This window comes from Thalassospira sp. MBR-102 (assembly GCF_040549275.1).
GTDB classification, from domain to species: Bacteria; Pseudomonadota; Alphaproteobacteria; order Rhodospirillales; family Thalassospiraceae; genus Thalassospira; species Thalassospira xiamenensis.
Genome location: NZ_JBEPTC010000015.1, coordinates 1 through 18,393 on the forward strand (window position 1 = coordinate 1; position 18,393 = coordinate 18,393).

General features: G+C 53.7%; 16 protein-coding genes. 7 read left to right on the forward strand and 9 right to left on the reverse strand.

The features are described from left to right. Positions 1–109 precede the first annotated feature (109 nt). Entirely contained in the window at positions 110–1,567 is a 1,458-nt protein-coding gene (locus ABIE64_RS20065) for an NAD(P)H-hydrate dehydratase (protein WP_354378387.1), read from the reverse strand. Positions 1,568–1,726: 159 nt separating this feature from the next. Between ABIE64_RS20065 and ABIE64_RS20070 the strand changes: the two genes are divergently transcribed. After that, entirely contained in the window at positions 1,727–2,977 is a 1,251-nt protein-coding gene (locus ABIE64_RS20070; RefSeq protein WP_354378388.1) for a D-amino acid dehydrogenase, read from the forward strand. Between the two features lie 39 nt (positions 2,978–3,016). After that, positions 3,017–4,129, forward strand: coding sequence for a PAS domain-containing sensor histidine kinase (locus ABIE64_RS20075; protein ID WP_037991336.1), 1,113 nt, complete (start codon positions 3,017–3,019; stop codon positions 4,127–4,129). Positions 4,130–4,183: 54 nt separating this feature from the next. Here ABIE64_RS20075 and ABIE64_RS20080 read toward each other — a convergent pair whose 3' ends face one another. From ABIE64_RS20080 to bfr (ABIE64_RS20100), 5 genes are all read right to left on the reverse strand, one after another. Then, positions 4,184–4,666 carry a c-type cytochrome gene (locus tag ABIE64_RS20080; RefSeq protein WP_354378389.1) on the reverse strand — a complete coding sequence of 161 codons (483 nt, stop codon included), beginning with the start codon at positions 4,664–4,666 and terminating at the stop codon, positions 4,184–4,186. A 31-nt stretch (positions 4,667–4,697) separates the two neighbouring features. Continuing rightward, a complete protein-coding gene (gene cueR, locus ABIE64_RS20085; RefSeq protein WP_007089394.1) occupies positions 4,698–5,081 on the reverse strand; it encodes a Cu(I)-responsive transcriptional regulator in 384 nt (127 codons plus the stop codon). Next, positions 5,078–7,564, reverse strand: a complete 2,487-nt coding sequence (locus ABIE64_RS20090) for a heavy metal translocating P-type ATPase (protein WP_354378390.1) — start codon at positions 7,562–7,564, stop codon at positions 5,078–5,080. Before ABIE64_RS20090 ends, cueR begins: the two co-directional genes overlap by 4 nt. 178 nt (positions 7,565–7,742) lie before the next feature. Continuing rightward, positions 7,743–8,234: a bacterioferritin gene (bfr, locus tag ABIE64_RS20095; RefSeq protein WP_007089392.1), complete on the reverse strand. Its 492-nt coding sequence runs from the start codon at positions 8,232–8,234 to the stop codon at positions 7,743–7,745. 21 nt (positions 8,235–8,255) lie between these two features. Next, a complete protein-coding gene (gene bfr, locus ABIE64_RS20100; protein ID WP_354378392.1) occupies positions 8,256–8,732 on the reverse strand; it encodes a bacterioferritin in 477 nt (158 codons plus the stop codon). 282 nt (positions 8,733–9,014) lie between these two features. Between bfr (ABIE64_RS20100) and ABIE64_RS20105 the strand changes: the two genes are divergently transcribed. Beyond that, positions 9,015–10,589 carry a cryptochrome/photolyase family protein gene (locus ABIE64_RS20105; RefSeq protein ID WP_354378393.1) on the forward strand — a complete coding sequence of 525 codons (1,575 nt, stop codon included), beginning with the start codon at positions 9,015–9,017 and terminating at the stop codon, positions 10,587–10,589. Positions 10,590–10,710: 121 nt separating this feature from the next. Here ABIE64_RS20105 and ABIE64_RS20110 read toward each other — a convergent pair whose 3' ends face one another. Continuing rightward, positions 10,711–10,875 (reverse strand): DUF1127 domain-containing protein, encoded by a 165-nt coding sequence (locus tag ABIE64_RS20110; RefSeq protein WP_007089389.1) that lies wholly within the window; start codon positions 10,873–10,875, stop codon positions 10,711–10,713. A gap of 277 nt (positions 10,876–11,152) precedes the next feature. Next, positions 11,153–11,950 (reverse strand): prephenate dehydrogenase/arogenate dehydrogenase family protein, encoded by a 798-nt coding sequence (locus tag ABIE64_RS20115; RefSeq protein ID WP_354378394.1) that lies wholly within the window; start codon positions 11,948–11,950, stop codon positions 11,153–11,155. Between the two features lie 561 nt (positions 11,951–12,511). Here ABIE64_RS20115 and ABIE64_RS20120 point away from each other — a divergent pair. The 4 genes from ABIE64_RS20120 to ABIE64_RS20135 all read left to right on the forward strand — a co-directional run bounded on the left by ABIE64_RS20120 (position 12,512) and on the right by ABIE64_RS20135 (position 16,779). After that, entirely contained in the window at positions 12,512–13,774 is a 1,263-nt protein-coding gene (locus ABIE64_RS20120) for an ABC transporter substrate-binding protein (RefSeq protein ID WP_037991354.1), read from the forward strand. Between the two features lie 99 nt (positions 13,775–13,873). Continuing rightward, positions 13,874–14,782 (forward strand): carbohydrate ABC transporter permease, encoded by a 909-nt coding sequence (locus ABIE64_RS20125; RefSeq protein ID WP_007089386.1) that lies wholly within the window; start codon positions 13,874–13,876, stop codon positions 14,780–14,782. Continuing rightward, complete coding sequence (locus ABIE64_RS20130) at positions 14,775–15,662, forward strand: carbohydrate ABC transporter permease (RefSeq protein ID WP_037991355.1); 888 nt, start codon at positions 14,775–14,777, stop codon at positions 15,660–15,662. The genes ABIE64_RS20125 and ABIE64_RS20130 overlap by 8 nt, the downstream gene beginning before the upstream one ends. A 4-nt stretch (positions 15,663–15,666) precedes the next feature. After that, positions 15,667–16,779 carry an ABC transporter ATP-binding protein gene (locus ABIE64_RS20135; protein WP_007089384.1) on the forward strand — a complete coding sequence of 371 codons (1,113 nt, stop codon included), beginning with the start codon at positions 15,667–15,669 and terminating at the stop codon, positions 16,777–16,779. 95 nt (positions 16,780–16,874) lie between these two features. Here the strand turns inward: ABIE64_RS20135 and ABIE64_RS20140 are convergent, their stop codons facing one another. After that, the gene (locus ABIE64_RS20140) at positions 16,875–18,383 is read right to left on the reverse strand and encodes an ATP-binding protein (RefSeq protein WP_037991360.1); all 1,509 of its coding nucleotides are present in this window, start codon (positions 18,381–18,383) and stop codon (positions 16,875–16,877) included. Between the last annotated feature and the right edge of the window lie 10 nt (positions 18,384–18,393).

Sequence of the window (18,393 nt, forward strand, 5' to 3'; positions counted from 1 at the left end):
ATCGGCAATATATGCGACATCTTCGAGCCTAATGAATGCTGGAACTTCTTTAAGGCTGCAGGCTATGCTTCAGATTAAAAGCAAAATGCTTTAGCGCCTCATCCAGACATCACTTGGGCACGGCACGCCAAAGCTGCCCCAGCAGAACCGGCAGATGATGCGGAATATCCTCGGCAATCAGACCGGGACCAATATCCACCCCGGCACGCGCATGAAGCCACGCCCCGATGCAGGCAGCATCAAACATTTCCATCCCCTGTGCCATCAACCCGCCGATAATCCCGGCCAGGACATCCCCCGATCCGGCTGTTGCCAGCCACGGCGCATCGATCGTGTTGATTGCCGCCCGGCCATCTGGGGCGGCAACAACCGTATCCGCCCCCTTGATCAGGACGGTCGCACCGCTTCGCTTGGCTGCGGCCCGCGCCCGGCTTAGCTTGTCGCCTTCGATATCAGGAAACAGACGGGCAAATTCGCCTTCATGTGGCGTTAACACCGTTGGCCCCTGAATGGCAAAAAACAGCGTGCTGGGCTGTTCTGCGAAACTGGTCAGCGCATCGGCATCCAGAACCGTGCACCGACAATAATGCAGCAACGTAATGATCCGGCTGCATGTTTCATCCCCAACGCCGAATCCCGGCCCGATCACCAACGCGTTGTGACGACAATCCTTTAACAGGTCATCAAGGGTCGCAATCGGTGCCGTCATGATGCCGGGGCTATCCGCGGCATAAACCGAAAGGCTTGCGGGTTCTGCCACAACTGTAAGCAACCCTGCCCCAACACGGCGCGCCGCCCTTGCCACCAGCCGGCCTGCCCCGGTCATGGTAGCCCCGCCAATCACCAGCAAATGCCCCCGATGATATTTATGCCCATCCACACCGGGCCAGTTAATGCCCGCCCGCCACACACCGGGCTCATTACATACAAGCATCGGACGGATATCGCGGATCGTCTGATCGGCGATACCGATGTCACGCACAATCACCTGACCGCACAGAATGCGACCGGGCAAAAGATAGTGCCCCGGTTTCGGACGGCAGAATGTCACGGTGACGTTCGCCTTGACCGAAATACCGCGAACCTCGCCGGAATTGCCATCGACCCCGCTTGGCACATCTACCGCAACAACCGGCACGCCGGAATCGTTTACAGCCTGCACCAGACTGGCAAGATCACCCTCAATTGGCCGCGCAAGCCCCGCGCCAAACAGACAATCAACCACCAGATCGGCCCCGACCAGCAATGCAGGCGAAAGCCGCTCGACCGCCCTATCCCAGCGTCCCGCATTCAGGGCGGCATCCCCGGTCAGCTTTTCAACATCGCCAAGCAACCCCAACCGTACCGACCACCCCGCATTGCGTAAAAGGCGGGCAATGACAAAGCCATCGCCGCCATTGTTCCCCGGCCCGCATAACACCGTTGCGGCACGCGCAGTCCACCGCGACACGATTTCGGCAACAACAGACGCACCGGCATTTTCCATCAAGACATCGCCAGATGTGCCAGCTTCAATGGTTCTGCGGTCGGCTTCGTACATCTGTTCAGTGGTGAGGACTTCAAACATTTTCACCTGTCACATTCGGTACATTGGCGTGCTTGCCGGATCATCCGGAAAACGAACAGACACCGGTAGCTATTTGTTTTCCCGATCAGTATATTGCAAACGCAATCGCGAGTCAGAGACTAACGCGTACTTAACGATCCGTAACGAGGCTTTTCCGGTATGCATGTTGTCGTGATGGGCGCTGGCGTCATTGGGACGACGGCGGCCTGGTATCTTTTGGAAAACGGCCATCAGGTTACGGTCATTGACCGACAGCACGCCGCAGGTCAGGAAACCAGCTTTGCCAATGGTGGCCAGATTTCCGCCTGCCATGCCACACCGTGGGCAAATGAACATACCCCCGCACAGATACTGAAATGGCTTGGCCGCGAAGAAGCGCCGCTGTTGTTCCGGATGCGCTGGGATCCGCAACTGTTTTCATGGGGTCTCCGGTTCCTGCGCAACTGCACCGATAAACGGGCACGCGTGAACCTTGAAAAGGCACTGCGCGTTGCGACATACAGCCGCGCCTGCCTAAAAGACCTGCGCAGCAGCCTTGGCCTTGAATATGACCATCTCGAACAGGGTATTCTTCACGTCTGTCGAAACGAAGACGAACTGGCAACGGTCGAAAAGGCAACCCGCCAGATGCAGGAATTTGGCCTGAACCGCCGCATGGTCAGTGCCACCGAATGCCTTGAAATCGAACCAGCCTTGCGCGACAGCAATGCCAAAATCATCGGCGGCAGCTTTACCCCCGACGATGAAAGCGGGGATGCGCGAAAATTTACCGAACTTCTGGCAGACCGCTGCCGTGAACGCGGTGCCATCTTCAGGCTCGACACCACCATCACCGGACTTAAACAGGATCAGGGCCGCATTGCCGCCGTCAGCACCGATCAGGGCGATATTTCCGGTGATCGTTATCTGATGTGTCTGGGCAGTTACAGCCCGCTTCTGTTAAAGCCGCTTGGCATCCATTTGCCGGTTTACCCGTGCAAGGGATATTCGATCAGCATCGATACCACTGGCCATAACGGCGCCCCCCGGGTGGCCCTGATTGATGACAGTGTGAAGATGGTCTATTCGCGGCTTGGAAACCGGCTACGCGTCGCGGGAACGGCGGAACTGGACGGCTATAATCTTAGAATGTCGGAACGACGCCAAAAAATGATTGCCGACAAGGCATTCGAATTGTTTCCAAATTCCGGTGATCGTTCAACAATCGAGTTCTGGTCGGGACTTCGTCCTGTAACACCTGATTCTGTCCCTGTTATTAGTGATACCAAATATGATAATCTGTATCTTAATACGGGGCACGGGACTTTGGGGTGGACGATGAGTTGTGGTTCTGGAAAGGCTGTTGCCGATCTCATTGACGGACGCAAACCCGATATCTCGCTTCTTGGACTGGGTATCGACCGTTTTTAAACGATTGATTGCTGGATAACGATGGGACCAGGGGCCGACATGACCACAGACTCCCCGATTGACGCGGAAACCGCGCCATTGGCAGATCAAGTTGTTCTGAACGCACTGCCCTATGCCGCCGTCATCTGCGAGCGTAGCGGCAAGGTTTTGCAGTGCAATGACGCCATGGCGAACCTGATCGGTGTTGCCCGCGACCGAATGATAGGGCGCAAGGCGGGCTTTCTGTCTGCCGGACTTCTCAATGACATTGATGATGTCTTTGCATCCGGTAGGACATGGCGCGGCGATATCGTGCTGGTCAATGCCAGCGATGAAAGCCACATGTGCGATCTGTCCATCGCCCCGCTGGAATATTTCCGCGAAAACGAAACACGCACAGCTGTCCTGATGACGCTGCTTGAAAATGACAGGCAGCAACAGGCCGAGCGCACCTTGATGGAACAGAATCGCGAACGCTCGGACGCCAATGCATCAAAATCCGACTTCATTGCCAATATGGGGCATGAACTGCGCACCCCGCTTAATGCGATTATCGGCAATTCCGAATTGATCGCCGAAGGCGTGCTGGGCGATATTTCCGACAGCTATCGTGACTGCGCACGCGACGTGTACGAGGCTGGAACGCATCTGCTTGAACTCGTGAACAATGTTCTTGATGTCTCGAAGCTTTCGAATGGCTCGATGGCTTTGCAACTGGCAGAAGACGATATTGTTTCTGTAACGCAGGAAGCAACAAAACTAGTCAGCGACGACATCAAGAAACGGCATCACAAACTGATCCTGAATTTGCCGCAAAAACCATTGGTGATGCCATGTGATCGCCTGAAACTGAAGCAAATCCTGATAAACATACTCAGCAACGCCGCCAAGTTCACCCCCGACAAGGGAGAGATTTCCGTAACATTGACGGTCTTGGACGACGAAATCTGTTTTGCCATTCAGGATAATGGTGTCGGCATGAGTCCGAACGACATTCCACGTGCGCTTGCCCGGTTCTCCCAATTGCACCCATCTGGGGTCAAGGAAAGTGCCGGAACGGGACTTGGTTTGCCGCTGGCCAAGCTTTTGGTTGAATTGCACGGTGGACGACTAAGCATCGAAAGCGACCTTGGCAAGGGCACAACAGTACGAATCACCCTGCCCCGCGTTTAGGTTTTATGTCGTAAAAACATGAAGGCCCGGCAGGACATTGCCAGGCCTTGTGCTTTATTGGGCGGCCGACTTGTTCATCTGATCGTGGCGCATCCGGATTTCTTTGGGCCAGCGGCTTTTGATATAGGACAGGGATGCTATGATTTCCTCATCCGTCAGAACTTTTTCAAAGCCGGGCATCGCAGACTGATAACCATCACCGATCATTTTCGCCGGACCATATTTGGTCAATGCAAATAGCAAATCATCCGGGTGATGCCAGGTATGGCCGGTTTCATCATGGGGAGGTGCAGGCAGCAAACCATCGTCGCGTCGTTCGCGCCAGTTTGCTTCCCCTTTAAAATCACGACCGTGGCAGGACGCACAATTGGCATCATAGATTTTCTTGCCCATTGCAACCAGTTGCAAATTATCGGGTTGCAAGCGAACCTGCGCCGCATCTTTTTTAGGGTAGGCACCTGAAAAGACAACAGCAATCACCACGATTGCGGACACGGCCACAGCTCCGCCGAGGGCAAAAATCGTTTTCTTCTTCAACGAATGTCTTCCTTCTTCAGATTTAAGCAGGCTATCCCGCGAGATCGTTGATGATAGGACAATGAGGACGATGATCGCCTTGGCATTCGTCAACCAGATGCGACAAGGTCTTTTGCAGACTTTGCAGTTCTGCGATCTTGCGTTCGATTTCGATCAGATGTGTTTTGGCAATCTGCTTCACATCTGCCGAAGCACGGTTTCGATCCTCGTAGAGCGACAGTAACACCCGGCAATCCTCTACCGAAAAGCCAAGCCCCCGGGAACGCTGCAAAAAGCGCAATTTGTGCAAGTCATCGTCGCTGTAGTCCCGGTAGCCGTTTTCAAGCCGACCGGGCTTTACCAGTCCGATATCCTCGTAATAACGGATGGTTTTCGCCGGAAGACCGCTATCGCGGGATGCATCGGAAATATTCATGGTTTTTCTCCGCGGACTTTCCAACCGCGCAGCAACAGCGAGTTGCTGACGACCGAAACCGAACTCAACGCCATCGCAGCCCCCGCAATCGCGGGGCTCAGGATACCGAACGCCGCCAACGGCACGCCGATCACGTTATAACCAAACGCCCAGAACAGGTTTTGGGCGATCTTGCGCCGTGTTGCGATCGACACATCAATTGCCCCCTCAACAAGTGCCGGGTCAGACCGCATCAGGGTAATGCCCGCCGTCTCCATGGCCACATCGGTACCGCCCCCCATCGCAATACCAACATCCGCCGCAGCCAAGGCTGGCGCATCATTGATACCATCGCCGACCATGGCAACATGACGGCCAGCCTTGCGCAGTTTTTCGACCTCGCGCGCCTTGTCCTGCGGCCGGATACGACCGCGGCCTTCTTCAAGACCAAGCTGCTTTGCAACATAGGAAGCAACATCTTCACCGTCTCCAGACAACATGATGCTGTTGATCCCACGCGCTTTCAGATCGGCTATCGCCTGTTTAGCCGACGCACGAATGCGATCTTCCAGCGTGATGAACCCGGCGAACCTGCCGTCAATCGCAACCAGAATGACGGTCTGGCCGCGCCCTTCGTAATCGGCAATCTGGCTGCCAAGATCACCATCTGGCAATCCAATACCAAGATCGGCAAGCATTGCCTCATTGCCTATAACGACATTGTGGTCTTCAACCTTTGCCTGAACACCGGCACCGGTTTTGCTGCTAAAATCAGTGATGTCAGGAATTTTAATTTCCTGTTTGCGTGCGGCATTGACGATTGCACGCGCCAGCGGATGTTCGCTTGCGGCCTGCACGGCGGCGACCATACGCAGCAGTTCGGCTTCATCTGTGCCCTCTGCGGGTTTGATGTATCGAACTGTTGGCTTACCTTCGGTCAGCGTACCGGTTTTATCAAAAATGACGGTATCAACATTGTGTGCCTGTTCCAGCGCATCGAAGTTCCGGATCAGGATACCGCTTTTCGCCGCGGCCCCCGTGCCCGCCACCAGTGCGGTTGGTGTCGCAAGCCCCAATGCACAGGGGCAGGCAATAACAAGAACCGAAACAGCGGCCACAATCGATGCTTCCATCGTGGCACCGAATAAAAGCCATCCGCCAAAGGTAACCAAGGCAATCAAGACGACCACGGGCACAAAAATCCCGGAAACTTTATCGACCAGTTTCTGAACCGGTGCCTTTCCGGTCTGGGCATGTTCAACCAGCCGAATGATCCGCGACAGTGTTGTATCTTCGCCGATTGCGGTGACTTCGACATCAAGCCGCCCGGTACCATTGACCGCACCACCAACGACCATATCCCCTGCCACACGCGCGACCGGGCGTGTTTCTCCGGTGATCAGGCTTTCATCAAGTTCACTTTCACCTGCTGAAACCTTGCCATCAACGGGAACACGTTCACCTGGCAAAACCCTGACGGTGTCACCGATAACAAGCTGGGCGATATCGATTTCAATTTCGCCTTTGGTTTCGTCAAGTTTACGCGCACGGCGCGGACGTAGCGCCATCAGTTCACGAATAGCCGCCGACGCACCGCGTTTGGCGCGTTCTTCCATGATTTTACCGGCAAGGATCAGGGTGATGATCGCGGCGGATGCCTCGAAATAAAGATGCGTCTGCCCGTCATGATCAGCCACAATCATGTTATAAAGGCTCAGGAAATAGGCGGCCGACGTGCCAAGTGCGACCAGCACGTCCATATTGGCACTGGCGTTACGCAACGCCATCCAGGCGCCGCGATAGAACCGCCAACCGATCAGGAACTGCACCGGGGTCGCCAGCGCCAGTTCTACCCAAGGGCTCAAATGAAAATCGACCCCCAGATACATCCAGATCATCTGGGCCACCAGCGGCGCGGTCAGGACAATCGAAGCCGCCAGCCACCAAAGCGACTTGTCGGAATTCTTTTGGTCTGCGGGATCCTGCCCGTTTTCCTGACCCGATTTGCCTCGTGAAACAGCGTGATAACCGGCCTTTTCAACAGCCGCGATGACATCGGCGTCACCAACCTGTCCCGGTAAGGTATGAATATCGGCCCGCTCCAGTGCGAAATTGACACTGGCTTCCGTAACGCCGGGCAGTTTGCTCAATGCCTTTTCGACGCGAAGCGCGCAATTGGCGCAGGTCATGCCATCAATATCAAAAGACCGGCTTTCATCGGCAACAGAATAGCCCGCAGAACGGATGGTATCGGCCAGTTTGCTAACTGATGTCTGATCACGATCAAAGGTGACATGGGCAGAATTCAGCGCAAGGTTCACCTCGGACGATACACCGGGCAGCTTGCCCAATGCCTTTTCAATCCGACCGGCACAGGATGAACAAGTCATCCCGCCGATTTGCAGGGTCACTTCGCCACGCGCCCCTTCGTCCGTCGGTTTTTTCAAACCGGGGGCACCATTGCCACGAATTTCAGGGATGTCGGGTTCTGATCGCCTGTCCATTTAGGTCACCATTCCATAATCAATAACTTGATATGGGTGACCATAGAGGTTCCAGCAACTGGAAGGTCAAGCATAAAACGGGCGGATTGATTTTGCGTTATCAATTCACCCGCAAATATCTGATAAAAATAAAAAAACCCCGGACAATACCGGGGTTTTCAAATGACATTTGGCAACCTTAACCGTGCGGGTTCGGCTCGCCAACAGCGCGGAACTGGATATAGTTCGGCAAGCCCATCATATCGATCAGACGGATCTGCTGTTCAAGCCAATATGCATGATCCTCTTCGCTGTCATCCAGCAGCGTGGTCAGCATATTGCGCGTCTGATAATCTTCTTCCTTCTCGGCAAGTTTAATCGCCTTTTTCAGAAGATCGATCACATGATATTCGTGTTCGAGATCGTTTTTCATCATCTCGGGCACGGTTTTGCCGATCTTGATCGGACTGCGCGACGCGGTATCGGGCACACCTTCAAGGAACAGAATACGTTCGATCAGGCGTTTTGCATGTTCGAGTTCTTCGTCCTTTTCATGATGCATACGAGCATAAAGTGCATGCAAACCCCAATCGAGATACATCTCGGCATGGGTGTTGTACTGGTCGGCGGCGGACAATTCAGCCGTAAGCTGCTTGTTCAGCGCGTCGATAACCTTCTTGTTACCCTTCATGGCGTTCAAGCTCCTGATGTGTTAGTCGCCGTCGCCAGAACGGCTTTGAATATAATTCTGAATACCGACATTTTCGATCTGCCACTGCTCCGTTTCCAGCCAGTCGACATGTTCTTCCTGATCTTCAAGGAATTTGACCAGCAGATCGCGGGTTACAAAGTCTTCGGCCTTTTCGCAGGCGCTAATCGCCTCGCGCAGAAGCGGCAGGCTTGCCAACTCGAACTTCATGTCGCAGGAAACGATTTCCTCGACATTCTCGCCGATCATAAGCTTGTTCAAATTCTGAAGATTGGGCAGACCTTCAAGGAACAGAATGCGCTCGATGGTGTCATCGGCACGTTTCATTTCCTTGATCGAAAGTTTGTATTCGTACTCGCCCATTTCTTCCACGCCCCAGTCGCGGAGCATACGGGCATGCAGGAAATACTGGTTAATCGCCGTTAACTGGTTGGTCAGCACGCGATTAAGATAACTGATGATCTTGGGATCACCCTTCATGGTGGCACTCCTGATGATTGGGCTGTCCAAATAGTGGGATCGACCATTCCCCTTTTCAAGGGAAAACCGCGCCTTTGATTACCATTATCAATAATTTAGCCGATTTTTTTGCAAATTTTCAGATCATGGCACACAAGTAAAAATCATTCGCGCAGTAACCATTGCGAATGAAAATCGGTCCGCCCGTTTTCGGTTGTTTTTGTTTGCTTCAACCAATCTCTGGGACCTTTTTTCGCGTACGAGTCGGAAATATGATTTTCGCTGCCAGAGGTCGCCCGTTAAATGTCTGCCATCAAATCAATCCGTTTCATACTTGGTGATCAGCTGTCTGTTTCACTGGCAAGTTTAAGGGATGCCGATCCTGATCACGACTTGATTGTAATGGCGGAACCGAACAGCGAGGCAAACTATGTCGCCCATCACAGGCAGAAAATTGTCTTCATTCTGTCTGCGATGCGCCATTTCGCTCATGAATTACGTGAAAAAGGTTTCGCGATTTGTTATTTCGATTATGAGAATCAGCCGACCAATAGCTTTAGCGATGCCCTGAAACTGGCATTGAAAAATCATCCGGTAAAACAGGTAATCATTACAGAGCCCGGCGAATGGCGGATACGCACGGAAATCGAAACATGGGCGGACAAGTTCGGTATCGTCCTTGATGTTCGCGACGATGATCGTTTCTTTGCCCCACTTTCGGTATTTGCGGAATTTGCTGAAAACCGCAAGGAACTCCGTATGGAGTATTTCTATCGGCAACTGCGACGTACAACCGGTATCCTGATGGAACCGGATGGCAAACCGGTTGGCGGTCAGTGGAATTTTGATCACGATAATCGCAAACGCCTTCCCGATGATCACAGGCCGCCAAGCCCCCTGACTTTCAAACCGGATAGCATCACGCAGGCATTGCTCAACCGGGTTAAACAGGATTTCCCGAATGCCTGCGGGGATCACGAAAGTTTCGGCTGGGCGGTTACCCGACGCGATGCGCTTACAGTCCTTGATCACTTTATAGAACATCGATTGCCGCTATTTGGTGACTATCAGGATGCGATGACTGTAAAAAGCAGCACTGTTTATCACTCTCTTCTAAGCGGCTATATCAATGTCGGGCTTTTGCTCCCCGATGAAGTATGCCGTGCCGCTGAAAATGCCTATCGCGTCGGCAAGATACCAATCAACGCCGTCGAGGGCTTTATTCGTCAGATCCTTGGCTGGCGCGAATATGTGCGCGGGCTTTACTGGCATATGGGGCCCGATTACGGAAAAGGCAGTTATTTCGATGCCAGACGCCCCCTACCCGCCTTTTTCTGGGATGGGAATGTTGGGATGAACTGCCTGCATCACGCCATCACCGAAACGCTGGACAATGCCTACGCACATCACATTCAGCGATTGATGGTGATTGGCAACTTTGCGCTTCTATCCGGTCTGGATCCAAAGGAAGTCTGTGAATGGTATCTGGCAGTTTATATCGACGCATTTGAGTGGGTGGAACTTCCCAACACCTTTGGCATGGCACTTTATGCCGACGGGGGAAAAATGGCGTCCAAGCCCTATGCTGCGAGTGGAAAATACATCAACCGGATGTCTGATTACTGTACGGCTTGCCAATACAGTCCCAATAAGAACACAGGGCCCGATGCATGCCCCTTTAACGCACTTTACTGGCACTTCCTGGATCGTAACGTCGATAAACTCGGCAAAAATCCGCGCCTTGCTATGCCATATCGCAATTGGTCGCGTATGAATGGGAACAGTAAAACGGCACTAATCGAACAGGCCGAGCATTTCCTGACACAGATGGATACCGGAAAAATCCCAAAGCCATCACATCAGGCAAGCCTGTGGTAGCCGGGATCATCTGAAATACAGCGGCGTATTCAGAAGACAGAAAAACAAAAAGCCGGACGAAATGTCCGGCTTCTGCTTACACAGCTGCCTACAAACTGGCGCTGTCGAAATTCAGTCTGGCTTAAGCGATCGCGTCACGAGCAGCTTTGCGCGCTACGTCTTTGATCTGCCAGTGGGAAATCCCGACATCATCCAGATCACGCTTGTCGAGATTGTAGAGTTCGTTCGCGACAGAGCGTGCATAGGCCCAACGGCGAACAGCAACGAGAATACTGGACAGGAACATGTTGAACCTCCTTGGTTTAAGAATAAGAACGCTAGCCTGCGGGTCTTCCGCTTTTGGTCGGCGCGTTCATCACTTCGCTTTCTGCAATGCAATATGCTCCCAAGTGCCATATATCTCAACCGCCAAAGATTGCACATCATCTATTCCAAAACGTCACAATTGAATGGGTTCAATTGTGAAACTTGTAGCCTTCATCACAGGAAAAATTGAAATGAATCATATATTTCAGCCTTCGCCCCCATGCGGCAACGCAACATAGCCACGCACGGCAAAAATCTCATTTCGCCATTCCCGCGGCAACCACACATTTATCACCCGCTAGCTGATCACGTACCCCCATTGCCAATTCAAAGAACTGTTCCCGCACGGCACCGGCATAGGGGTTCTCGTTTTCAATCGCCCAGAAAACGCTGGGCGCGTCGTAGCGCACCATTTCGGTGGCCTTGACCAGCAAGTCAAAGCTTGCTGTTGTCATGCGCACAGGCAATGGATCCATCCGGGCAAGAACCTTGGCAATGAGATGCGTTACACCCTGCACGACCGCGGCCTCGCGGTCATGGACCTCCGGAGTAACAACAAAAACCTTGAGCCGCAGAACAAGGCGCAGGAACGCGGCAATCCGGCGAAATTTGTATCCCCGCACAGGGCATATCGCAATTTTGAGCCCGGAAATACCGTCCCGCGCACTTTGCGGACCAAACAACGGATGGGTACCGATGATCTCGACATGATCGGGAAGCCCTTCAAGCATTGCCTGCGCTGGTTCCATTTTCACGGACCCGACATCCAGAACAATCGCCCCCTTACGCAAATATGGTGAAATCGTCGCGATCACAGATCTCATTTCCGTAACGGGGACGGCCAGAATGACGATATCGCATTTCGCCACGCTTAGAATATCAGCCGCCCGAATGTTTCCATGCGCTGCTTCCGACACGTATGCCGAAACCGCATCAGGATTAACATCATGTACCAAAACCGGAAAATGATCTGCCAGATGCCGGGCGGTCAAACAACCAAAGGCGCCGAACCCGAAAATCCCGATGGTCGGGTGATCTGGAAATAAAAAAGGCATCGTCTGTCTCCGAAGAGCTGCGATGCCGGTGCCTGCCTTATAAATCAACCGCCGACGACGCAGCGGTTGAACATAGAAAAACGCTCCCGCCTTATGTGGCAGGGCCGTAATAGAAATCAGCAAACAGGCAAATAACGTTTTTCATGGCGGCGATTAATAATGCCAAACTGTTCCATGTCAAGGTATCTTGGCATCTCTGGCACGATGCCAAGAGCAGCACAGTATCAATACTAAAGTCCCTCACCCTCTCGCAGAGCTTTTCCCGCCTTCTCCGGAGGACGCATGCTGAATTCAAATTGCACCGGCACGCCTTTTCCAAGCTGTTACAAATACGGACACATTTCATTCAGTTGTGCATCATTGGAATAACTGTCTTGCGGCGAAATACGCTAATTTTTCTTGCTGCCGTGCAATATAATTCAGGACTACCATGCTATTTTTGTAACAGTTTGTTTCAGTTCGCATTCTGGAAACGCCCTGTTACAGTTTTGTGAGTGCAAAGGGTCCCCCTTGGCAGCATGTTGTCGCTGCAATTGGTTTAAAGCCAGGGAGGAAACCTAAATGAATCTGCGCAAAACCATTCTCGCCACCGGTGTGGCGTTCTCTGCTCTCGCGACTGCAAGCTTCGCACATGCCGAACCGACTGCCGAAGTCCTGCATTGGTGGACCTCGGGCGGTGAAGCCAAAGCGGTCTCTGCCCTGAAAGAAGATTTCGAAGCACGTGGTGGCAAATGGGTTGATAGCCCGGTTGCCGGTGGTGGCGGTGACGCCGCAATGACCGTGCTGCGTTCGCGCGTTCTGTCGGGCGATGCCCCGGCCGCTGTTCAGCTTAAAGGCCCGGCGATCCAGGATTGGGCAGAACAGGGTGCACTTGCCGATCTGAATGACGTTGCCGAAGCAGAAGGCTGGGACAAAGTCATTCCGCCAGCTATTCAGAGCGTCATGAAGTATGAAGGCGATTATGTTGCCGTTCCTGTAAACATTCACCGTGTTGACTGGATCTGGGCAAACCCGGAATTGCTGGCCAAAGTTGGTGCCACCGAAGCGCCGAAAACCTGGGACGAATTCAACGCCCTTGCTGACAAGCTCAAAGCGGCCGGCATCACGCCTGTCGCCCATGGTGGTCAGCCGTGGCAGGATGCAACCGTCTTTGAAACCGTCGTTCTTGGGCTTGGCGGCCCGGAATTCTACCAGCAAGCCCTGGTTGATCTCGACGAAGACGCGCTGAAATCCGACACGATGAAAGCCGTATTCGACCAGATGCGCAAAATCCGCGGTTATGTCGATGCCGACTTCCCGGGTCGTGACTGGAACCTTGCAACAGCTATGGTCATGAATGGCGATGCCGCCATGCAGATCATGGGGGACTGGGCAAAAGGCGAATTCCTTGCTGCTGGCAAAGTCCCGGGCAAAGACTTCATCTGTTCGGCAACCCCGTCCGAACACGGCTACCTGTTCAACGTTGACAGCTTTGCGATGTTCAATGTTTCGGGCGATGACAAGGTAGAAGGCCAGAAACTGCTTGCAGAACTGATCGTTGGCCAGAAATTCCAGGAAACCTTCAACCTTCTCAAAGGCTCGATCCCGGCACGTCTTGGCGTTCCGCTCGACAAATTTGACGATTGTGCGAAGAAATCCGAGGCTGACCTTCTGGCTGCCCAGGACGCAGGCGGGTTCCTTCCGTCGATGGCACACGGCATGGCTCTTCGCGGTCATCTTTCGGGTGCGATCATTGACGTCGTAACCGCACATTTCAACTCCGACATGTCGTCTGACGAAGCCGTCTCGCGGCTGGTCGAAGCTGTTGAACTGGCCAAAGACTAATCTCATCTGACCTGTACAGTCACATTGACTGACGACGCACCGGCCCCGGACATTTCCGGGGCCGGATTCCCGCTACTTTAATTGTTTGAGGCAAAGGGTATGGGGGCTTCTTCAAGCACCGAAAGCAACCTGACGGCCAGCATCCAGCGTCATCTTTCCAAGATCGTTGTTGCACCGTCCTTTGCTGCGTCCCTGTTTTTCGTCTACGGGTTCATCCTGTGGACAGGCTATATGGCGTTTTCGAAATCGCGCATGCTTCCGGTCTGGGATTGGGCCGGCCTGCGGCAATACGAACGTCTGTGGCAAATGGAACGCTGGCATGTTGCCATCGAGAACCTGCTGATTTTCGGCGGTCTCTTTATTGTTATCTGCCTGTTTCTTGGCTGCCTGCTTGCAGTTCTTCTTGATCAGCGCATCCGCGCCGAAGGCGTCCTTCGCACAATTTTCCTGTATCCGATGGCCCTGTCCTTCATCGTGACGGGTACCGTCTGGAAATGGCTTCTCAATCCGGGCCTTGGCCTGGAAAGCATGATGCATGACCTTGGCTGGACCAGTTTCAAATTCGACTGGCTGGTCAATTCGGACATGGCGATCTACACGGTCGTGATCGCAGCCGTCTGGCAGGCATCGGGTTTTGTTATGGCAATGTTCCTTGCGGCATTGCGCGGCGTCGATCAGGACATCATTCGCGCAGCCTATATGGATGGTGCCAGCCTGCCCCGCATCTATTTCGGGATTATCATTCCGTCGATCCGTCCGGTTTTCCTCAGTGCCATTGTCGTTCTGGCCCATCTGGCCGTTAAAAGCTTCGACCTCGTCATTGCACTTACCGGCGGCGGCCCCGGCTATTCGTCCGATCTTCCGGCAACCTTCATGTACACGATGGCCTTCCAGCGCAACCAGCTGGGCGTTGGTGCAGCAAGTGCCATGATGATGCTGGCGACCGTGATGGCGATCATTGTGCCGTATCTGTATTCCGAACTGCGCGGAGGCAAGAAAAATGGCTGATATTCAGCATTACAGCCACGACGCAGGCTGGAAACATACCATACTGCGCGGGTTGCTATATCTCGTTCTGATCCTGTTCGCAGCCTACTATCTGTTCCCGCTTTTCGTGATGATTTCGACCTCGTTGAAGTCGCTCGATGAAATCCGGGAAGGCTCACTCATTTCGCTGCCGCGCGTCATCACGTTCGATGCCTGGAACTATGCGTGGAATGAAGCCTGTGTCGGCGTTGAATGTTCAGGCATCAAAATTTACTTCTGGAATTCGGTCAAAATGGCGGTTCCGGCGGTTCTGATTTCGACCTTCCTTGGTGCGATCAACGGATATGCCCTGACCAAATGGCGTTTTAAAGGGGCTAATATCGTCTTTGCCCTGCTGCTGTTTGGTTGCTTCATTCCGTTCCAGGTTGTGCTGCTGCCGATGTCACAGGTTCTGGGGTCACTTGGCCTTGCCAGCTCGACCACCGGTCTTGTTCTTGTGCATGTCGTTTACGGCCTGTGCTTCACCACCCTGTTCTTCCGCAATTACTATGTTTCGATCCCGGATGAACTGGTGAAGGCAGCCACCATCGACGGCGCAGGTTTCTTCACCATTTTCTGGCGTATCATTCTGCCGATTTCGACACCGATCATCGTCGTGTCGGTCATCTGGCAGTTTACCCAGATCTGGAATGACTTCCTTTTCGGTGCTTCCTTCGCCTCTGGCGATAATGCGCCGATGACTGTCGCACTCAACAATATCGTCAACACCACGACCGGCGTGAAACAGTACAATGTCGATATGGCCACAGCCCTGCTGACCGGCCTGCCGACCCTGCTTGTTTATGTTCTGGCCGGAAAATACTTCGTCCGCGGCCTGACCGCCGGTTCGGTGAAGGGATAAGCAAATGGCATCACTCACCCTTGATAAAGTTCGCAAGGCCTTCGGTCCTGTCGAGGTTCTCAAAGAAATCAATATTGCTATTGAAGACGGCGAGTTCCTCGTTCTGGTCGGCCCGTCGGGTTGCGGCAAATCGACCCTTCTTAACCTGATCGCAGGTCTGGAAGGTTCCAGCGACGGGGAAATCCGCATCGGTGATCGCGTGATCAACGATGTTCACCCCAAGGACCGAAACATCGCCATGGTGTTCCAGTCCTACGCGCTTTACCCGAACATGACCGTTCGCAAGAACATCACCTTCGGCCTTGAAATCCGTGGTGTTTCGGCAGCAGAACGTGACAAGGCGGTTGCCGATGTCGCCAAACTGCTACAGATCGAAGCCCTGCTGGATCGCAAGCCATCCCAGCTTTCGGGTGGTCAGCGCCAGCGCGTTGCGATGGGCCGTGCACTGGTTCGCGATCCGGACATCTTCCTGTTTGACGAACCGCTGTCGAACCTTGATGCCAAGCTGCGCGTCGATATGCGCACCGAGATCAAGAAACTGCATCAGCGTCTGGGTGCCACCATCGTTTACGTCACCCACGACCAGATCGAAGCCATGACCCTTGCCTCGCGCATTGCGGTCATGAAAGACGGCATTCTGCAGCAGTTCGATACGCCGCAGAACATCTATGAACGCCCGAACAACATCTTTGTTGCTGGCTTTATCGGTTCGCCGTCGATGAACTTCATCAACGCAACCCTGATCAATGACAATGGCAATCTGGCCGTATCGATCAAACGCGATAACGACCCGATCATTCTGCCGCTGAAAGATGCGCCGGAAAGCTATCAGAGCTATGTCGGGAAAGATGTCGTTTTCGGCATCCGTCCGGAAGGTTTGACGCACAAGCGTACCGGTTCTGATGAACCGGGCAGCCAGTATGTCAATTTCGACTGCAAGGTCGAGGTTATTGAACCGACCGGTGCTGACACCATGACCGTTGTCGAAATCGGCGGAAAGGAAATCGTTGCACGTGTCCGGCCTGACCGGGCACCGCAACCGGGCGAGATGATGACATTCTCGGCCGACATGTCTCAGATCAGTCTGTTTGATCCGGTAACGGAACTTCGGATCTGATCTGATCGGCGGGCGGTTCTGGGGGCCGCCCGCCGTTCTTGTATATGGTATGACCTTCGAACAAAACGGCCCGGAATTCCCGGGTCGTTTTGTTTTCAACCTTTGTCGACGCGCCGCGGCAAAGCAATCGTGACTTCCAACCCGCGTCGGGGCAGATTGCGTAATCGTATCGTCCCGTCGTGTGCATCGATGACCGTTTTTACAATCGACAGACCAAGGCCGCTGCCACCGGTGGTGCGTGCGCGTGATCCTTCGACACGGAAGAACGGCAGAAAGACATCCTCCTGATGTTCCGCGGCGATTCCCGGTCCTTCGTCCCGAATGGACACTAGCACCGTGTCGGCCGTCGCATCCAGACTGACATAGGCACGGTAACCGTATTTCAGCGCATTCTCGATCAGATTGGTGAAGGCACGTTTTAATGTTCCGGGCCGGCAGGTCAGACGGATGCTGCGCTTGTCACCAAACGAATGCGCCTCGTCCCCGCCGCCAAATACGGTGTGAACCGAACTGAAACGAAGCGGCTGCGGTCCCTCGAAACTTACCGGACGGCCAAGATCGGCATAATCGTCACAAATCGCTTCGAGAACCGATGTGAAGTCAACTGTGCGCTCTTCTTCCTTGCTAATCCAGTCACCAAGGAAATCGAGTGCATCGTTGAGAAGCCCGTCCATTTCGTCAAGATCGCGCAACACGGTTTCACGCAATTCTTCATTTTCGATAAATTCTGCACGCAGACGCAGGCGCGTGCTGGGCGTGCGCAAATCGTGTGAAATTGCGGCCAGCATACGGGTTCTGTCACCCAGCATCCGTGAAATCCGTTCCCGCAATCCATTATATGCTGCGGCCATTGACCGGGCTTCGGTCGGCCCCCGCTCCTCCACCGGGGGGCCTTCAACTTCATCCCCCTGGCGAATGATCGCCTCGGTCAAATTCTTGAAGGGACCGGCCAGAAGATCGGCCAAAGCGGCAAACACCGCCAACACGGCAACAACCCCGACCAGAAAGATCAGAAAAACCATGGATGGCGATGCATAGTCGGACCACAGCACCGGATGAGACAACAGCATTCGCATGCCGGATGGCAACATGATTTCAACGCGAGCCTCAAGTCCCTGACGCGCTATTTCGCGCGATAGGCCGGCAAAAAACAGACTGGGATTTTCGGCGGTTTCAATCAGGTGGCGCTGTTCCGCGCCAAGACGCCCGCGCCGAAAATGGACCTTTACCGATGTCGGCCAGCCCGTATCGGCCAGACGTGCGGGCATTGCGATATGTTGTGCCGGGCGCGAAAACAGAAGAATGGTACCGATATCGTCAGATGGCAGAACACGAACAGAAAGCCCGTCACGCGCGGCTATATCAACGATATTTCCCTGTAACTCCGGACTTTCGGCAATCAGGATCAATTCGCGAATGGTAAAGCCCAAAGTATAGGCTCGGCTGATCCGCTCGCTCCGTTCGATGATGTATTTCGATGCGATTGAACTGATGCCCGCGATGATGACACCGCCGACCATCATGATCATAAAGATGCGTCCGCCCAGCGTGCGGGGCTTGAACCGCCGCATATATTCGGAAATCGCACCAATCTGATCTGTCATGGATCGAATT